Origin of the sequence: Lentzea flava (genome assembly GCF_014648475.1) — a bacterium.
Lineage (GTDB): Bacteria > Actinomycetota > Actinomycetes > Mycobacteriales > Pseudonocardiaceae > Lentzea > Lentzea flava.
The window spans coordinates 72,601-89,524 of the sequence record NZ_BMRE01000016.1; the positions used below are offsets into that span (position 1 = coordinate 72,601).

A 16,924-nucleotide genomic window follows, 5' to 3' on the forward strand; every position below is an offset into this window, starting at 1 on the left:
TGTGATGACAAGAGGGATTACGCGGCGTAGGGCCGAGACCCGCCAGCGGCTGATCGAGGCCGCCTACGCGACGTTCAGCGAGACCGGCATTCGCGACACCCCCGTCGAGCTGATCTGCGAGCGGGCCGGCTTCACCCGCGGCGCGTTCTACTCGAACTTCGCCAGCAAGGAGGAGCTGTTCCTCGCCGTGTACGAGGTGCAGATGGGAGACCGCGCCGACCGGCTGCGCGCTGCGGTGGAAAGTGCCCTGGCCGCAGCCGACCCGAGCGATGGCGACTCCGTGGCGACGGTGCTGCGGGAGGCGGCAGCTCTGTTCATGGAATCACCGGCGGCGGATGAGACGTGGTACCTGCTCAACGCCGAGTTCCGCGCTCAAGCGCTGCGGCAACCCGAACTGCGCGCGTCGACTGCCGCCGCCGAACGGGTTTTCCACGACGCCCTGGCGCCTCTGCTGCAGGACATGCTCGACCGGCTGGGCCTGCGACTGACGGTCGACCCCCACGCCGCCGTCATCACGATCATCACGCTCTACGAGACCATGCTGCAACGCGCCTTGCTGAACGAAACCCCCAGCACCGCCGACAACAGCTTCCTGACCGAGGTGCTGCCACGCGTGCTGGCGGCACTCGTCACGCTGAAGACGGGGGAACCGTCATGAGCCGTGCACGCCGAATCGACACCCATCAGCACGTCGTTCCGCCCCGCTACGCGGCATGGCTGCACGAGAAGGGCATCCGGCCCGGCGGCGTCGACCTGCCGTCCTGGTCGGAGAGATCCGCGCTGAAGTTCATGGACGGCAACGACATCCAGACCGGCATCCTCTCGCTGACCATCCCCGGCGTGTACTTCGGTGACGTGCCGGAAGCCCGCCGCTGGGCCAGGGAGATCAACCAGTTCTGCGCGGAGATCGTGCAGCGACGTCCCGACCGGTTCGGCTTCTTCGCCACCCTCACACTGCCCGATGTGGACGGTGCGCTCGCCGAAGCCGAGTACGCGCTCGACGTTCTGCACGCGGACGGAATCGTGCTGCTCGCCAACAACGACGGCCGCTACCTCGGCGACCCCGGCTTCCAGCCACTGCTGGAGCTCCTGCACCAGCGTGAAGCCACCGTGTTCATCCACCCCGGCGAGCTGCCCGCGCCCGACGTGCCCGGCCTTCCGTCGTTCACCGCCGACTTCCTGCTCGACACCACCCGCACCGCGATCAGCCTGATCCTGTCCGGGTCGATGAAGCGCTACCCCGGCATCAAGTTCATCCTCGCCCACGCCGGCGGCTTCGTCCCCTACATCGCCTACCGCATCCTGCTGACGATGCTGAACGACAAGAACAAGCTCCAGCAGGCGTGGACACTGATCGACCAGAAACACCAGGTGCCCAAGCACTTGGCGGTGCTGAAGCAGTTCTACTACGACATCGCGTTGTCGTCGACGCCGGCCGCACTGCCCAGCCTGCTCGAGGTCGCCGATCCCGACCACATCACCTACGGCAGCGACTTCCCGTTCGCACCAGCGCCCGCGATCGGCTTCCTCACCAAGCAGTACGAGAACTACCCGCTCGATCCGAAGCTGCGCGAGGCGATCGACCGCGGCAATGCCGAGGCGCTGTTTCCGCGCCTCAAGGGCTGACACCACGCGGTGTGGCGTGCGGGGTGAGCGCGCCCAGAATCTGCCCGACTCTGACCCCACAAGCAAGCGTGATAAGCCTGACTCATCCTCGCGATGAGTCGACCTGGAGCCGGCGGCCCGCCGTCTCGGCACCTCGAGCCGGCAGGTCAGGCGGACTGAGGAAGTTGGGGGTATTTCTTCGCTCACCGCTTGACTTCACCGGCATGTCACCGCTGTCATAGTCATGGCTTTCGGCCGCGCACCGGACAAGTCCAAGCCTGGCCTGAGTCGACCACAGGTTCCATCCGCCGCCGCGAAGAGTCAGACCTATCCGGTTCGCCTTCCGCCGTCCCTGGCGGGCGCCACAACGCAGTGGAGCAGCCATGACAGCCAAGCCCCGAGGTCTCGCGCCCCGCCCCTCGCCGTCACGACTCCGCGGCCGCGCACCTCCGAACTCCGCCGTGCGAACCGGACGACCGTCCCTCCGCCTTTCCACCGGCTCCCGATCTCTCGCCGCGGTGCTCGTCACGGTGACCACTGCCCTCCCCCGCGACGACGACCCCGAGGCGCCGGATCACCAGCCGCCGGACCGGGCACCACCCGGACCTCGTTCGGCCGCAACGGCTTCGCCCATCCACCCGGTCGTGATCACCCAGCCCCTGCGGGAGTCCATGCGCCATGACCACGTCCAAGCCGCCGGGATTGACCATGTCCGCGATCGCGGGAGACGTGGACGGGACAGACCTCGAACCCACAGCCGCGACACGGCTTTTGTTGCAGCTCATGCGCACGGGAGCGATTGACGAGACCATCGCGCGGGAGCTCGGCGTCAGCCTCCGCACCGTGCACCGCCGGATCACCCGCCTCCAGCACCTGCTGTGTGTGCGCTCACGCTTCCAGCTGGGCGTGATCGCCTGCGAACGGGGCTGGGTGTGACCTGAGACGGACGCCGACGAAACCGCGCGAACATTCGACACCTGCCGCCCGTGGATCACCGTTCGGCAGCCGGAGAAACCCCTGCAACGAGTCTCCTGGCCGAAGTTCGCACGTCATTCCGCAGACTCCCGGTCACCGCCGCACCGCCGCCCGCGATCGGCCGGACCAGAAGAAGGAGGAGTCGTGAGAGTTCCAGGGTTGAGACTGCTGCTGACCGCGTGGCTCGTGGCCACAACCCCGCTCACCGCGGTGGCGCTCGCCGGCCCGGCCGCAGACGCGGTAGAAGGGCCGTGTGACATCTACGCGGGCGGTGGCACGCCGTGCGTGGCCGCGCACAGCACCACACGTGCGTTGTACGGCGCGTACAACGGTCCGCTGTACCAGGTCCGGCGCTCGACGGACAACACCACCCGGGACATCGCTCCGCTGAGCGCGGGCGGAGCCGCCAACGCCGCCACGCAGGATTCCTTCTGCGCGGGCGCGACCTGCCTCATCACCATCATCTACGACCAGTCCGGTCGCGGTAACCACCTCACCCAGGCACCTCCTGGCGGCATCCCCGGCCCTGGTCCTGGCGGCTGGGACAACCTCGCGGTCGCGACCGCCGCGCCGGTGATGATCGGTGGCCAGAAGGCGTACGGCGTGTACATCGCACCAGGCACCGGTTATCGCAACAACAGGACCAACGGTGTCGCGACCGGCGACCAGCCGGAGGGCATCTACGCCGTCGTCGACGGCACGCACTACAACGGCGGCTGCTGCTTCGACTACGGCAACGCGCAGACGAACGGCCTGGCCGATGAGCCCGCCATCATGGAGACCGTCTACTTCGGCTCCAACAACTGGTGGGGTTACGGCGACGGCCCCGGCCCGTGGGTGATGGCCGACCTGGAATGGGGCCTGTTCTCCGGTGTGAACCCCCGCTACAACAAGAACCCGACGATCAACCACCGCTTCGTCACGGCGATCGTCAAGGGCGAACCGAACCACTGGGCCATCCGGAGCGGCAACGCGCAGTCGGGCGGCTTGACGACCGTGTTCGACGGGCCGCGTCCCAACGGCTACCACCCGATGAAGAAGGAAGGGGCGATCCTGCTCGGCATCGGTGGCGACAACAGCAACGGCGCCGCCGGCACCTTCTACGAAGGCGTGATGACCACCGGCTACCCGTCGAACGCCACCGAGGAGGCCGTGCAGGCCAACATCACCGCCGCCGCGTACACCCCCGCGCCGCCCGGACCCACCAGCCCGGTGCGCGGAGCCGGCTCCAACAAGTGCCTCGACGTCAACGGCAACACCACGACAGCGGGGACGCAGTTGCAGATCTGGGACTGCCACGGCGGCGCGAACCAGCAGTGGACACGAACCAGCACGGGTGCGCTCACCGTCTACGGAAACAACAACATCCGTTGCGCCGACGCCTACGGCGCAGGCACGAGCAACGGCACGCAGGTGGTCATCTGGAACTGCAACGGCCAGACCAACCAGCAGTGGCGGTTCAACGCCAACGGCACGATCACGGGCGTCCAATCAGGACTTTGCCTGGAAGTCGCGGGTGGAGGCACCGGCAACGGCACCAAGGTCCAGCTCTGGACCTGCACCGGCGCTGCCAACCAGCGGTGGAGTCTCAGCTGACCTTTCATCTCGTGGAAAGGAACGGGGAGGTCGGGCGCAAAGCCCAGCCTCCCCTTCCACTGCGGGTGGCGCCCGGTCAGCGAACCTGCCACTTCTGGTTCGTGCCACCGTTGCACGTCCACAGCACGATCTTCGTGCCGTTCGCGGTACCGGCGCCGTAGGCGTCCAGGCACAACCCGGACTGGACGCCGGTGATGGTGCCGTCCGAGTTGACGTTCCACTGCTGGTTGGTGCGGCCGTGGCAGTCCCACGTCACGACCGCGGTCCCGGCAGTGGTGCCTTCGCCATAGGCATCCAGGCACTTGTTGCCGTACACCATCAGCTGCTTGCTCGCCGTGCGGCTCCAGTTCTGGTTGGCGGCACCATTGCAGTCCCACAACTGGATCGCGGCGCCGTTGGCCGTGCTCCCACCGCTCACGTCAACGCACTTGTTCGCGGAGACCGAGGTGATCGTCCCTGCTCCGCCTCCACCGCCGGGCCGCAGGAACAGGCCGAACTCGGCGATGGCCGGGTTCGACCTCGATCCGGTGATGCGCAGCCTCACCTGGCTGGTGGTGACCGGGGAAGACAGGCGGACCAGCTTCTTCTGTCCGATCGTGGTGTCACTCGCGATCTGGTTCCAGGAGCTGCCGTTCCAGGCGTCCACCGCGTAGGACTTGACGCGCTGACCGAGGTTCAGGTCCTCCTGGACGGACAGGACGTCGAACGTGCGCGCCGCGGGCAGGGTGAACACCAGCCCGCCGGTCGAGGCGGACGGTTGCCAGGAGCTGTCCAGGTTGCCGTCCAGCGCGAGGTTCGGGGTGCGGCCGGGGAGGTTGCCCGTCCCGCTGTCGTTCGCCGCGGTCGCACCGGCGGCGAGGTTGGTGCCGAACGTCCCGGTGAGCCTCGCGTTGAACTGGTTGAGCACCGTGATCGCGGACTGGTCGAGCACACCCTGCCGGTTCGGCGAGACGTTCAGCAGGGAGTTGCAGTTGCGGCCGACCGAGCCGTAGTACATCTCCTCGAGCTCCGGCACGGGCCGCCAGACCTCGTTGGGCTGCCAGAACCAGTTGTGGCGCGCGGAAAGCGTTCCGTTGCACTCGCCGGGTGTCCACTTCAGATAGTTCCAGGCACTGGTGCCGTCCGCCTTCCGCCGGGACAGCAGGGCGTCGCTGCCGAGGTCCGGAGCGCCGTTCCCGCCGGGCGGGTTGACGATGTTGTCCGCGGCGATCGCGGCGTTGCCGACGTAGGGCACGACCGACGTCTCGGACTGCCGGGCGTAGCCGTCCTCGTTGCCGATCCAACGGACGTCCGGTCCACCGTCGTTCAACATGACCGCGTTCGGCTGGAGCGCGCGGACGATCTTGATCCAGTCGAGGAAGTTGTAGGGCTGGGGACGTCCGGTGGGATTCGCCATGTCCCACCACACCTCGTCAACCGTGCCGTACTTGGACATCAGCTCGTAGAGCGTGTTCTCGAAGTAGGCGTTGTAGTCGTCGGAGTTGAAGCGGAACGAGATCCCGTTGACGATCTGCGAAGGGTCGCCGGGGATGGGCACCTGCTTCTGTGCGCTGCCGTTGGCGAACCGCCCACCGGGCTGGTTCTCGTGCAGGTCGGCCGGCGAGAGGTAGATGCCCACCTTCGACCCGTACTTGTGCATGGAGTCGGTGAAGTTCTTCACCACGTCGCCCTGGCCGTTCTGCCAGGCGCGGTCGGAGGCAACGCCGAAGGCCGAGTACTTCGAGGGGAACAGCAGGAAGCCGTCGTGGTGCTTCGCGGTCAGGATGCCGCCCTTGAAACCGGCGTCCCTCAACGAGATCGCCCACTGGTCGGTGTCCAGGCCATGGGGCGTGAAGACGTTCGGGTCCTCGGTGCCGGTGCCCCACTCCCTGCCGGTGAAGGTGTTCACTCCGAAGTGGATGAACGCCATCCGCTCCAGCCGCTGCCAGGCCAGCTGCCGAGGGGTGGGCACGACGTTCGCGGCGTTCTCGATGATCGTGGCGGGCGAGTCGGACGGTGCTATCGGGATGACCTGTGCCGGCGGCACCGCGGCGGAAACCGCGGCGGGCAGCCCGAACACGACCACGCCGAGCACGGACAACGCGGTCAGCGCCTGTCGGGTGAAGCCACCTGGTCGCGCGGAAGGCCTTCGCCAGTACGAGGAGTGCATGTCTGCGTCCTTTCTCCGGTGTGCGGCAATGCGTCCGGACGCAAGAGCATGTTCACGTTCACCACACCGAACTACTTGATCAAATCCCTGCTGAACGGATTCACACGCCATTGAGGTTCGTCCGGCCGAAACTGGGACAAGAGCTGCCGCAAACCCTTGTCCTGCAAGGGTGACGCCAACAACAGGAGTGGTTCACTAGCCTGAATGAGCGACTTTCGGCATTGTCCTGCAACGCAACGGAGGCGAACAGTCATTCGATGAGGTCAGCGGCTTCAGCAGAGAAGCCAACGCTGACACCGTGGCAGAAACATGCCATTGCCCCTGCCCCGAGCGGCAGGCCGTCGATGTCAGAACACAGGCGGGGCGGCACGATCCGATCGGATCGTGCCGCCCCGCGGTGGTGTTGCCGTGCGCTCACCCGAACACTTGGAACTCGGCGAGCGAGAGCGGTCTGTCCGAGCCGACCAGCTGGACGCGGAAGTACCGCGCTGTGCGGTTGACCGGCAAGGACAACGTGGGTTCCGCGGCCGGGGCCTGGAATCGGCTCCACACTCCCGGTTGTGCGGCGGTGACCTGAGGATCGGTCGAGGTGAACGGCGTGTCCGATGCGAAGACGTAGTACTGGCGCAGCCGGTCGGAACAACAGTCGGTGCGGTTCCACAACGTCACCGAGCTCACCCAGCGCGAAGCGCCGAGATCCACCTGCCACCAGGGATTCGTGTCGAGTGGACGGTCGGAGGTGTGCGTCACCGAACCCGAGAAGAACGCTCCGTTGGTGTTGCCGTCCACCGCACGGCCGGCGACGGCCCCGTTCGAGTACGTGCTGGACTGGCTCGCCGGTGCGTTCAGCGCCAGGTTGGCCGGCTTCCACGTCGTGCCGACGGCGCGGTAGGTGTGCCCCGCCGTGGCGGCGAAGGTCATCCGGTCGCCGGTGACCGTACCGCCGACGGGCTGTCCGGTCGTGGTGTTGGTCAGCGTGTACCGGCCGGCGAACACACCGCTGCGCACGGTGAGGTTGCCGGAGGTCGTCGGCTTGATGGTGAAGTCGACTCCGCCCGCCGAGGTCCAGGACACGTCCACCGCGACGTTGCCCCGCGCCTTCAGACCGGTCACCGAACCCGAGGGCCACGCGCCCGGCTTGGCGGGCAGGATGTGAATCTCCCCGTTCTGGCTCTGCAGCAACATTTCGGTGACACCAGCAGTGCCGCCGAAGTTGCCGTCGATCTGGAACGGCGGGTGGGTGTCGAACAGGTTGGCGAGCGTGGAGCTCTTGAGCTGTTCGGAGAGCATCTTGTGGGCGTGGTCGCCGTCGAGCAGCCGGGCCCAGAAGTTGATTTTCCAGGCCTTGCTCCACCCGGTGCCGCCGTCACCGCGGTCGGTCAGCGTCGCCTTGGCCGCGTCGCCGAACGCGGTCCCGGCCGAGATCTGGTGGCCGGGGTGCAGCGCGTAGAGGTGGGACACGTGCCGGTGCTGCGGCTCGCCGGTGATCGCGTCGCTCTTCCACTCCTGCAGCCGTCCGCCGCTGCCGATCCGCAGACCGGGGTCCATCGCGTTCAGCTTGTCCCGCACCTGGTTGCGGAAGGTCGTGTCGGCCCCGAGCGCGGTGGAGGCGGCGATGGTGTCGGTGAACAGCCCCCAGACGATCTGCTGGGCCATCGAGTCACCCGCGGTGAAGGGCCCGTGTTCCGGCGAGTAAGTCGGGGTCGCGACGAGCTTGCCGTCACGCGGGTCGGTGCGCAGGTTCGCGAGCCAGAACTCGCTCGCTCCCTTGAGCAAGGAGTAGGCGCGGTTCAGCAGCGCCGGGTCGTTGCTGAACGTGGCGAGGTCGTAGACCTGGGACGCCAGCCAGCCGTTGGCTTCCGGGAACCAGAACGCGGTCGCCCAGTTGTGCACACCGGTGTAGCCGAACGGGTTGGTCTCGTTGTGCACGAGCCAGCCTCCGGTGCCGAACATGGAGTTCGCGGTGACCTGACCTGGCGCCTTGAGCGCCTCGACGAACCGGACGAACGGTTCCGCCGTCTCGGCCAGGTTGGCCTGTCCGGCGAGCCAGTAGTTCATCTGAACGTTGATGTTGGTGTGGTAGTCCGCGCTCCACGGCGGCGAGGTGGAGTTGTTCCACACGCCCTGCAGGTTGGCGGGCAGCGATCCGGTGCGCGAGGAGGCGATCAGCAGATACCGGCCGTACTGGTAGTACAGCGCCTCCAGCGCCCTGTCGTCGGGCGAGGAGCCGCCGGTGTAGGCGGCGCGCAGGTCGTCGGTGGGCTTGTTCGGCATGACCTGGCCGATGTTCAGCTTCACCCTGTCGAACAACGCCTTGTGGTCCGCGACGTGCGCGGCACGCAGCGTGGTGAAGGACTTCGCCGCCGCGGCGTCCACAACGGACTTCACGCGACCGGCAGGATCCGTACCGCGGTAGTTCGGGTAGGTGTCGGCGTAGTCGGTGCCGGCGCCGAGCACGAACGTCGCGCTGTTCGCTCCGGACACCGTCACCGCGGAACCACTGCTGGTCACGGTTCCGCCGTCGGCGCGCACCTGGATCTGCGCTTCGAACACCATGCCGTTGTTGGCGAGCTTGCCGCGGATCGTCAACCGGCCGCCAGAGGCCGTGGCGGTGAAGTCGCTGCGCGGCGAGGTGTAGCGCAGGGTGAACGACACCTTGCCCGGCTGGTTGGCGCCCAGGCGTCCCACCATCACCTGGTCGGGATGGCTGACGAAGTACTCGCGGTCGTAGCCGACGCCGTTGTTGGTGTAGGCGACCTTGGCGGTGGCGTCACCGATGTTCAGCTCACGCCGGTACCCGGAGTACGAAGTGGACTGCCCCGCCATGTCCAGCCGGAGGTCGCCGAAGGTCTGGTAGGCCCCGAAGTTGGTCTTGGGCTGGCCCAGTTTGCCCGCCACCCAGTTCGGGTCGGCCTGACCGTTCTGGTTGATCGTGTTGATGACCTCGTCGAGCGCTCCTGGACGTGGTGAGGTCCAGTTGCCGAAGTTGTAACCACCCGCCGAACCGGGACCCCCGGTCCACAGGGACTTTTCGTTGAACTGCAACTGTTCCGATGTCACGCCACCGAACACCATGGCGCCCAGCGCGCCGTTCCCGACGGGAAGCGCCCTGCTCTCCCAGTCGGTGGCGGGCTCGTCGTACCACAGCGTGTTGCCGTCCGGGGCCTGTTGGGCATCGGCCGCGGGAACGGCTCCCGGCGGCAGGACGAGCCCTGCCGACAGGACGACAGCCGCGGCCGCGGCTGTGAAGGACGGTTTCGACAGCGGTCTACGCATGGACACCCTCCGTTGGGTGCGAAGTACGGGCAGCGGGCCGATGCTCGCAGCAGGATAGATCCGATGTATGTCCACACGGTAGGTCTTGACTTGCAGAAATTCTCTGATCACGGAGGGCACTCACGGGTTGGCGGTTTGCTAACCTCCGATCTTTCGACGCGATAGCTGAATGCACGTGAGCGTGACCGCCGGCCCGTGTCCAGCTACCACGCCCACTCACGATCTCTGGATCACCACTGCTCAGAAGGACCACTTCTGATGGTTGCCGCCGTTGCAGATCCCCAGGACCACACGGGTGCCGTTGACGGTCGCGCCGCCGTTCACGCTCAGGCACAGCCCCGACTGGGCACTGGTGATGGTGCCGTCGGCGTTCAGGTTCCACTTCTGGTTGGCACCGCCGTGGCAGGTCCAGATGACGGCACTGGTGCTCGACGCGTCGAGACACCGTCGCGAGTCACCGGTGTAGACGGTCAGCTCGCCCGCGGTCGTGCGGGTCCACTGCTGGTTGGGTCCGGTCGAACAGGCCCAGATCTGCAGCTGTGTGCCCGTCGTGGTCGAGGCGTTCGGAACGTCCAGGCACTTGTCCGCCGCGACCGCGCGCACCGGGCCGCGTGGGTTGTTCAGTGCGTAGAGCACGTCGTAGTAGGCCTGTTTCTTGGCGTAGTTGTTGTCGAACAGCAGCGGTGTCTCCTCGTCGCGCCAGGAGTACTTGTCCGTGATGCCCCAGACGGTGATGCCGGTACAGCGTGAGATGGCCAGGCAGGCCTGGGTGACCTTCCGGTACACGTCGGCCTGGGCCGAGCCGCTGCCGCCGACGTCGAGCTCGGTGATCTGCACCTCGACGCCGAGATCGGCGAATCGTTGCAGGTTCGCCTGATAGGTGCTGAGCGAGGAGTTCGAGCTGAGGTGGCTCTGGAAGCCAACGCAGTCGATCGGCACGCCGCGGTTGCGGAAGTCCCGCACCATGTTGTAGATCGCCGTGCTCTTGGTGTTGACGCCGTCGGTGTTGAAGTCGTTGTAGCAGAGCTTGGTGTTCGGGTCTGCTGCGCGGGCCGCGCGGAACGCTTCCTCGATGTAGCCGTCGCCGAGCTTCTGCTGGAAGACCGACTGCCTGCGCGTGCCGTCGCCCAGGAACGCCTCGTTGACGACGTCCCAGGCGTAGATCTGCCCCTTCCAATGACCCATGACCTGATTGATGTGGTTGCGCGTCGCCGAACGCAGGTTGGTGGCGTCGAGGTCGTTGACCCAGCTGGGGAGCTGCGCGTGCCACACCAGCGTGTGCCCGCGGATCGTCATGCGCTTGTCCCTGGCCCGGCTGACGATCTCGTCCGCGGGAGCGAAGTTGAACTGATCGCGCCGGGGCTCGGTCGTGCTCCATTTCATCTCGTTCCCCGGCGTGACGCCGTTGAACTCCGTGGTCCACGTGTTCACGTACGCGGCCTCGTCGAGATGGCCGGAGATTCCCGCCCCGAAGTACCGCCCGGTCTGGGCTGCCGCCGCACCGGGCGTGTTCGCCGCCGCAGCGGGTCCCGGGAACAACACGAGGGCGGCGGCCGACAGCGCCGCGGTCGCCAGGGCGGCCGCACTGACGCACCGCCGCAGTCGTGGGATGTAGATCAACTCGTTCCTCATTTCGATCTCTCAGCCCGTCTCGCCCGAGGGAGCGGTGAGCGTGGCGCCGAGCCGGACCGGGCTGCCGAAGTTCGGCGTGCCGTCGGAGTTCCAGGTGAACTTCTGGGCTCGCGTCGAGCGGTTCATGTCGCAGCCACCGGACGCGGAGTCGTTGGCGTGGTAGACGATCCAGTCCTCGGTGCCGTCGGGAGACTTGAAGAACCCGTTGTGGCCCGGCGCGTACACGCCGTTGCCGTCGTTGCGCTGGAACACCGGGTTGGGTGCCTTGGTCCAGTGCGCGCGGTTGAGCGGGTCGGTGCCGGTCAGGGTGAGCAGGCCCAGCTTGTAGTCAGGGCCCCAGCACGCGCTCGCCGAGTAGACGATCATGGTGCGGCCGTTGTGGTACAGCGGCTCCGCGGCCTCGTTGACCTGACCACCCTGGTTCTCCCACGCCAGCGTGGGCTGGCTGATCGTGCGCCGGGCGCCGCTGGTCGTGTACGGATTGGACAGTGGCGTGATGGTCAGGCTCTGAGTGCCGTCGATCGCGCTGCCCAGCAGGTAGAGCTTTCCGTTGTGCTGCAGGATGCTCGGGTCGATCTCCCACGTGTCACCGAGGTCCGCCTTGAACGTGTACGGCCCCATCGGGTCGGTGCCGGAGCTCTCCAGCACGTGCAGGCGCTGTGTCGGGTTGAAGTCCGGCACGTTCTGGCCCGCCACGTAGTACAGGTACCACCGGCCGTTCAGCAGATGGAACTCCGGTGCCCACATGTTGCAGCACCCGTTGGGCCGGCCGGACAGGGTGAACACGACGGTGTCCGCGGCGCTCGACAGACCGGCCAGCGTGCGGGACCGGCGCATGGTGATCGTGGAGTTCCACGTCGTGGTGGCCAGGTAGTAGTAGCCGTTGTAGTACTGGAGCCAGGGGTCGGGGCCGTTGCGCTTGATCGGGTTGGTGAACGTGCGGGCCGTGCCGAGCTTCACCAGCTGCCACTGCTGGTTCGTACCGCCCGTGTCGGGCCACTGGATGACCTCGGCGCCGTCGGAGGTGGAGAAGCCGAGCACGTCGACGGCCTTGCCGCTCGCGCGGTTGATCAGCCGGACCCGCCCCTCCGGCGAGTCCGCCAGCCGGAACTGCTGGCCGGGCCGGTTGGCGTCCGTCGTCTGCACCAGGCCCGTCCTGTCCGCTGTGGACGGGAAGTCGAGAACTTTGCCGCTGTGCCTCGACTTCAGCCGGTAGTAGCCGCCGCCGGAGTCGACGAACTGCCACTGCTGCCACGCGCCGTCGTTGCGGGTGTACTGCGAGATCCGCGCTCCGTCGGCGGTGGCGAGCTCGTAGACGTCCAACGCCTTGCCGCTGTTGCGGTTGACCAGCACGTAGGACGCGGTGGTGTCCACGGTCGCGGCGGCCGCGGTCATGGGCAAGGCGCTGGTGGCCCCGCCCAGCATCGTGACCGAGGTGGCCAGAACGACGGTGGTGCGCCAGCGGTGCCGCCCGGCAGTCGATGTCAAGATCGCCTCGCAGTGTCCTCAGTAGACAAACGGCCAGCCGGCCGAGTCGTAGGCCAGCAGGTTGATGCCGAGCAGTGGTGCGCCGTTGTCGGCGTAGTAGTGGTACACGAGGACATCGCTGTCCACATCGGCGAAAACGTCCTGGTGTCCTGGACCGTGCACGTTGTCGTGACCGGCCAGGATCTCCGTGCCGCCACCGGAGGTCATCGGGGTGCCGTTCCGGTCGTAGAACGGACCGGTGACGCTGGTGGAGCGACCGGCCATCACCCGGTACGTGCTGGACGCACCTCGGCAGCAGTAGTCGAACGAGACGAACAGGTAGTAGTAAGAGCCGCGCTTGACGATGGTCGGCGCCTCGATCGGACCGCCGTTGCGTCCGGCGATGGAACGGATCACCGAGTCGGACCGCAGGCCGTTCGACGGGTTGAGCGCGACCATCTTGATGCCGGACCAGAACGATCCGAAGCTCAGCCACCAGCGGCCCTGGTGGTCCACGACCAGGTCGGGGTCGATGGCGTTGAAGTCGTCCGACGTCCGGGACTCGACGACGAGGCCGCGGTGGGTCCAGGTGCCGGAGTTGCCGCTGGGACTGGTGGCCAGGAAGATCGCCGACTTGTTCGACCCGAACGTCGAAGCCGAGTAGTACAGCCAGTACTGGCCGTTGTGGTAGGACAGGTCAGGCGCCCAGAGGTGACGACCGCCGCCGGTGTAGCCCGTGGTCCACGGCGCGCCGCCGGGGAACGCCGAACCCGCGTCGCGGAACGCGATCCGGTCCGCGGAGGTCTTGAGCGAGATGTTGTCGCCGGTGTGCGCGACCAGGTAGCTCCCGTCGGTGCGCTTGACCACGCTCGGATCGTGCACACCGACGTCGCCGGTCACCCGGCCCGGTCCGGGATACGCCGAAGCGGGCGACGTCACCGCGACGGTGACGGACAGAGCTGTCAGCAGGGCCAGGACGGTCTTTCTCAGTGCGACCACGGGTTTCCTCCGCGTTCCTGGTCAGGAGGGGATGAGCTGCCACTGCTCCTGAGGAGCGTTCTGGTGGTCCCACTGGTCGAGAGCCGTGCCGTCCACAGTGGAGGCGCTGGGAACGTTGAGCACACGCTGGCTGAGCCGGTTGGTGAGGATGAGGCGGTACTGCGCTCAACCATGCCGTCAACGCGCGTACGAACGCAGGACCGCGTTGCAGCGGGGTGGTCTGCCGGAGGACGCGGTAGCGGCTTGCCGCTGTGCCGGACCTGGAGGCGGTAGACGGTGTTCGCGACCGGGAACCGGGAGACCAGCTGCGGCCGCGCGAACCTTCCTCCGATGTGGACACCGTTGCTGTTGGCCCACTCGACGACCTCGGGCTGCGGACCGGAGGCCCAGTTGACGTTCGCCACCTCGGTGAAGTCCACACCGTTGGTGCCGACGGAGATCCGGGCGGCGGTGATGTCGCCGTTGGTCCGCGGGTCTGCCGCGAAGGCGCGAGGCGAGTCCCCCGCGAGACCGGGCGCCGCGAGAAAGCCACGGCGAGACATTCCCGATGTCGTCATTGACGCTCCAAAACCTGATGTTCAGGAGCTCAGATGCTAAAGAGAGTCCAACGCAGAAGGCAATGCCCAGCCCAATTCAGGCACCTGACTCACGACACTTCAGAAGCCTGATTTCGATCGTTTCGACGCCGAACCGACAGCACTTCGAGCTAGGTTCCGATTTTGGCGCGACCGACTTTCGTCGAATGCGCTGTCGAACGCTGTCGACTCATCGTCGAATCCATTCGACGAGTCAGTCCGCCCAGGGCAGCAGGACCATCTTGCCCGTGCTCCGCCTTCCCTCCAGAAGCCTGTGCGCCTCCGCCGCCGCCGACAACGGCAGCTGCTGGCCGAGGACGAGCCGCAGCCGGTCCTCCTGAACGAGGCGGGTCAGCTCGTCCACGGCCAGCGCCAGCTCGGAGCGAGCGTGCTGGAAGTAGAACTGCAGGGCGAAAAAGGTGAACGACAGGTTCATCAGGACCTGACCGGCCAGTCCTGCCGTGAAATCCACGATCGGCATTTCGCCGTTCGCCGTTCCGTACACCGCCAGACGACCGAAAGGCGCCAGGCTTGCCGTCGCTTCGGTGAACATCTCGCCACCACCGGAGAGCATCACCGCGTCCACCCCCCGGTCCCCGGTCGTGCGCAGCACTTCGGTGTGCCACCTCGGCTGCGAGTAGTCGACGACCGAGTCGGCCCCCAGGTCGAGGACGAGCTGTCGTTTCTCCGGCGTGCTGGCCGCGCCGACGACCTGGCCTGCTCCCATGATCCTCGCCAGCTGCACGACGAGGGAACCGACACCGCCGGCGGCGGCGAGCACCAGGACGGAGTCGTTCTTCATGAGCCGCACGCCGTCGCGCAGCATGAGATACGCGGTCAGGCCCTGTACCAGCAGCGCCGTCGCCTCGGCGAACCCGAGGCCGGACGGCAGGGGGAACACCTCGCCGGCAGGTGCCGCGACGTACTGGGCGTAACAGCCGGACCGGGCGGGGTGGGTGATCCCGAAGACCCGGTCGCCGACGTGGACGCCGGAGACCTCGTCGCCGACCGCGACGACCACTCCCGAGAACTCGCCCCCGAGGACGTAGGGCAAAGGCGTGGCCACCGGGTAATAGCGGCCGCGGCGGCGTTCGGTGTCGGCGAAATTGATTCCCGCCGCTTCGTTGCGAATGAGCACCTCGTTCGCGCGGATCGAGGGAACGGGCAGGTCTTCGTAAATGAGCACGTCCGGTGACCCTTGTTGCGTGATCCGGACAGCTTTCATCATCTCACTCGACATGAACGCCCCTTCGGTTGGTTCACTTCGATCATGCTGATCAGCGCGACCAGAAACCAACATCAAGACGTGCAGGCAACGATCGAGGATTTCGATCCACCAGGTCAGCGAGGCGTCAGGCGTGCGAGCGCCATTCGCAGGAACGCCTGGGCCGCCGGTGAGGCCGGCGCCGGTTCCCGGCAAGCGAGTGCCATGGGCTGCAGCGCCTGGGGATCGTCGATGCGCAGCACGCAGTCGGCGAGGTCGGTGGGGACGACGGCGTCGGCGACGGGTCGCGGCACCACGGTCACGCCGATTCCCTCCACGGCCAGCGAGGTCAGATCAGCTGCGCTCTGCAGCGCGCACGCGCTGCGGCGGCGTGCGCCCGCTCTGCCGAACGCCGCGTCCACCTGGAGGCGCAGCGAGGTGTCCGGACCACCGTCGAGGAAACGCTCGTCCGCCAGCTGTGCCAGGTTCGCGACGCCGGCTCCCCGCAGGCGATGCCGCCTGCCGACGACGATCACGAGTGGATGCAGCCGAAGCAGGTGGTGCGAAAGCCCCGCGGGCAACTGGTGCTCGTGCAACCCCAGTACCGCGATTTCGAGCTCACCGGTCAGCAGCCGGCTCACGGCCGTCACACCGCCCACATCGGACATGAGGAGCTCGACCGCGGGACACGATTCCTGGAACTCCCTCAGCAGCCCGAGCATGTCGATGTCCGAAGCCGTGATCGTCGGCGCGCCGACGCGCAGACGGCCCTGGACTCGCCCGTCGAGCGACGCGATCTCGGCAGTCGTCTCCTGCACAGCGCGCAGCACGCGTCGTGCGCACGCGACGAACACCTCACCCGCCGCGGTCAGTTCGACCCGGCGGCTGGTGCGGTCGAACAACCGTGATCCGACCGCACGTTCGAGCTGGTTGATCTGGTGGCTGAGACCGGACTGCGCGATGTGGTAGCGCTCGGCGACCCTGGTGAAGCTGAGCTCTTCTGCGATCGCTACCGCGTACTCCATCTGCCGCAGATCCACCGGTGGCTCCGAATCCGTGCCGACACCTGACCGGAGATTACCGCGATCTTCCCGGCCCTTCCGTCACCAGCGAGGAAGCCTGTCCCCAGAGGGCCGCGATGTTCACGTGCTCCAGCACGTCCTCGAAGACGTCGACGTCACCGATCACCACCTGCGGCGCCACGGTCACGTCGCCCACGTGCACATCACCGACGGACACGAGCGGTGAGGCGTTCGCCGGAGAAGCGGTGACAACGGCGGTCGCGAAGATCAGCGCGCCCAGTGCCGACGCCTTGCGCATGGCCTTCTCCGATCGCTCGCCGACTCGAATTCGATCTTACGGCCGGTACGGGCCGAATCGGTCGGATGCACCCATATAAGACGGTCAGCAGGGATGAGAAGCCTGGGAGCGCTCCCAGGTTCTGGA

The 16,924-nt window shown here is 67.0% G+C and carries 13 protein-coding genes; 4 read left to right on the plus strand and 9 right to left on the minus strand.

Going from position 1 to position 16,924, the window contains the following annotated elements; translation table 11 throughout:
* Positions 1–4: 4 nt before the first annotated feature.
* From IEZ09_RS20020 to IEZ09_RS20035, 4 genes are all read left to right on the plus strand, one after another.
* Positions 5–658, plus strand: coding sequence for a TetR/AcrR family transcriptional regulator (locus IEZ09_RS20020; RefSeq protein ID WP_189255241.1), 654 nt, complete (start codon positions 5–7; stop codon positions 656–658).
* Positions 655–1,626 carry an amidohydrolase family protein gene (locus tag IEZ09_RS20025; protein WP_189255242.1) on the plus strand — a complete coding sequence of 324 codons (972 nt, stop codon included), beginning with the start codon at positions 655–657 and terminating at the stop codon, positions 1,624–1,626. The genes IEZ09_RS20020 and IEZ09_RS20025 overlap by 4 nt, the downstream gene beginning before the upstream one ends.
* Positions 1,627–2,283: 657 nt before the next feature.
* Positions 2,284–2,541: a helix-turn-helix domain-containing protein gene (locus tag IEZ09_RS20030; RefSeq protein ID WP_189255243.1), complete on the plus strand. Its 258-nt coding sequence runs from the start codon at positions 2,284–2,286 to the stop codon at positions 2,539–2,541.
* A gap of 183 nt (positions 2,542–2,724) precedes the next feature.
* Positions 2,725–4,176 (plus strand): arabinofuranosidase catalytic domain-containing protein, encoded by a 1,452-nt coding sequence (locus IEZ09_RS20035; RefSeq protein WP_370467731.1) that lies wholly within the window; start codon positions 2,725–2,727, stop codon positions 4,174–4,176.
* Between the two features lie 76 nt (positions 4,177–4,252).
* Here IEZ09_RS20035 and IEZ09_RS20040 read toward each other — a convergent pair whose 3' ends face one another.
* The 9 genes from IEZ09_RS20040 to IEZ09_RS20080 all read right to left on the minus strand — a co-directional run bounded on the left by IEZ09_RS20040 (position 4,253) and on the right by IEZ09_RS20080 (position 16,798).
* Entirely contained in the window at positions 4,253–6,325 is a 2,073-nt protein-coding gene (locus tag IEZ09_RS20040; protein WP_189255244.1) for an RICIN domain-containing protein, read from the minus strand.
* A 414-nt stretch (positions 6,326–6,739) separates the two neighbouring features.
* The gene (locus IEZ09_RS20045) at positions 6,740–9,601 is read right to left on the minus strand and encodes a glycosyl hydrolase family 95 catalytic domain-containing protein (protein ID WP_189255245.1); all 2,862 of its coding nucleotides are present in this window, start codon (positions 9,599–9,601) and stop codon (positions 6,740–6,742) included.
* A 240-nt stretch (positions 9,602–9,841) separates the two neighbouring features.
* A complete protein-coding gene (locus tag IEZ09_RS20050; RefSeq protein WP_189255246.1) occupies positions 9,842–11,233 on the minus strand; it encodes an endo-1,4-beta-xylanase in 1,392 nt (463 codons plus the stop codon).
* A 9-nt stretch (positions 11,234–11,242) separates the two neighbouring features.
* On the minus strand, positions 11,243–12,721 hold the full coding sequence (locus IEZ09_RS20055) for a family 43 glycosylhydrolase (protein ID WP_229812749.1): 1,479 nt from the start codon (positions 12,719–12,721) through the stop codon (positions 11,243–11,245).
* A gap of 18 nt (positions 12,722–12,739) precedes the next feature.
* Complete coding sequence (locus IEZ09_RS20060; protein ID WP_370467734.1) at positions 12,740–13,675, minus strand: arabinan endo-1,5-alpha-L-arabinosidase; 936 nt, start codon at positions 13,673–13,675, stop codon at positions 12,740–12,742.
* Positions 13,676–13,720: 45 nt separating this feature from the next.
* Positions 13,721–13,822 (minus strand): ricin-type beta-trefoil lectin domain protein, encoded by a 102-nt coding sequence (locus IEZ09_RS47915; RefSeq protein WP_189255248.1) that lies wholly within the window; start codon positions 13,820–13,822, stop codon positions 13,721–13,723.
* Between the two features lie 666 nt (positions 13,823–14,488).
* A complete protein-coding gene (locus IEZ09_RS20070; protein WP_229812750.1) occupies positions 14,489–15,460 on the minus strand; it encodes a quinone oxidoreductase family protein in 972 nt (323 codons plus the stop codon).
* A 155-nt stretch (positions 15,461–15,615) separates the two neighbouring features.
* Positions 15,616–16,518, minus strand: coding sequence for a LysR family transcriptional regulator (locus IEZ09_RS20075; RefSeq protein ID WP_229812751.1), 903 nt, complete (start codon positions 16,516–16,518; stop codon positions 15,616–15,618).
* A gap of 37 nt (positions 16,519–16,555) precedes the next feature.
* A complete protein-coding gene (locus tag IEZ09_RS20080) occupies positions 16,556–16,798 on the minus strand; it encodes a hypothetical protein (protein ID WP_189255249.1) in 243 nt (80 codons plus the stop codon).
* Between the last annotated feature and the right edge of the window lie 126 nt (positions 16,799–16,924).

Bases quoted from the DNA above. Each gene is read 5' to 3' on its own strand.
- IEZ09_RS20020 (WP_189255241.1), top strand. From the start codon at position 5: ATGACAAGAGGGATTACGCGGCGTAGGGCCGAGACCCGCCAGCGGCTG.
- IEZ09_RS20025 (WP_189255242.1), top strand. From the start codon at position 655: ATGAGCCGTGCACGCCGAATCGACACCCATCAGCACGTCGTTCCGCCC.
- IEZ09_RS20030 (WP_189255243.1), top strand. From the start codon at position 2,284: ATGACCACGTCCAAGCCGCCGGGATTGACCATGTCCGCGATCGCGGGA.
- IEZ09_RS20040 (WP_189255244.1), bottom strand. From the start codon at position 6,325: ATGCACTCCTCGTACTGGCGAAGGCCTTCCGCGCGACCAGGTGGCTTC.
- IEZ09_RS20045 (WP_189255245.1), bottom strand. From the start codon at position 9,601: ATGCGTAGACCGCTGTCGAAACCGTCCTTCACAGCCGCGGCCGCGGCT.
- IEZ09_RS20050 (WP_189255246.1), bottom strand. From the start codon at position 11,233: ATGAGGAACGAGTTGATCTACATCCCACGACTGCGGCGGTGCGTCAGT.
- IEZ09_RS20080 (WP_189255249.1), bottom strand. From the start codon at position 16,798: ATGCGCAAGGCGTCGGCACTGGGCGCGCTGATCTTCGCGACCGCCGTT.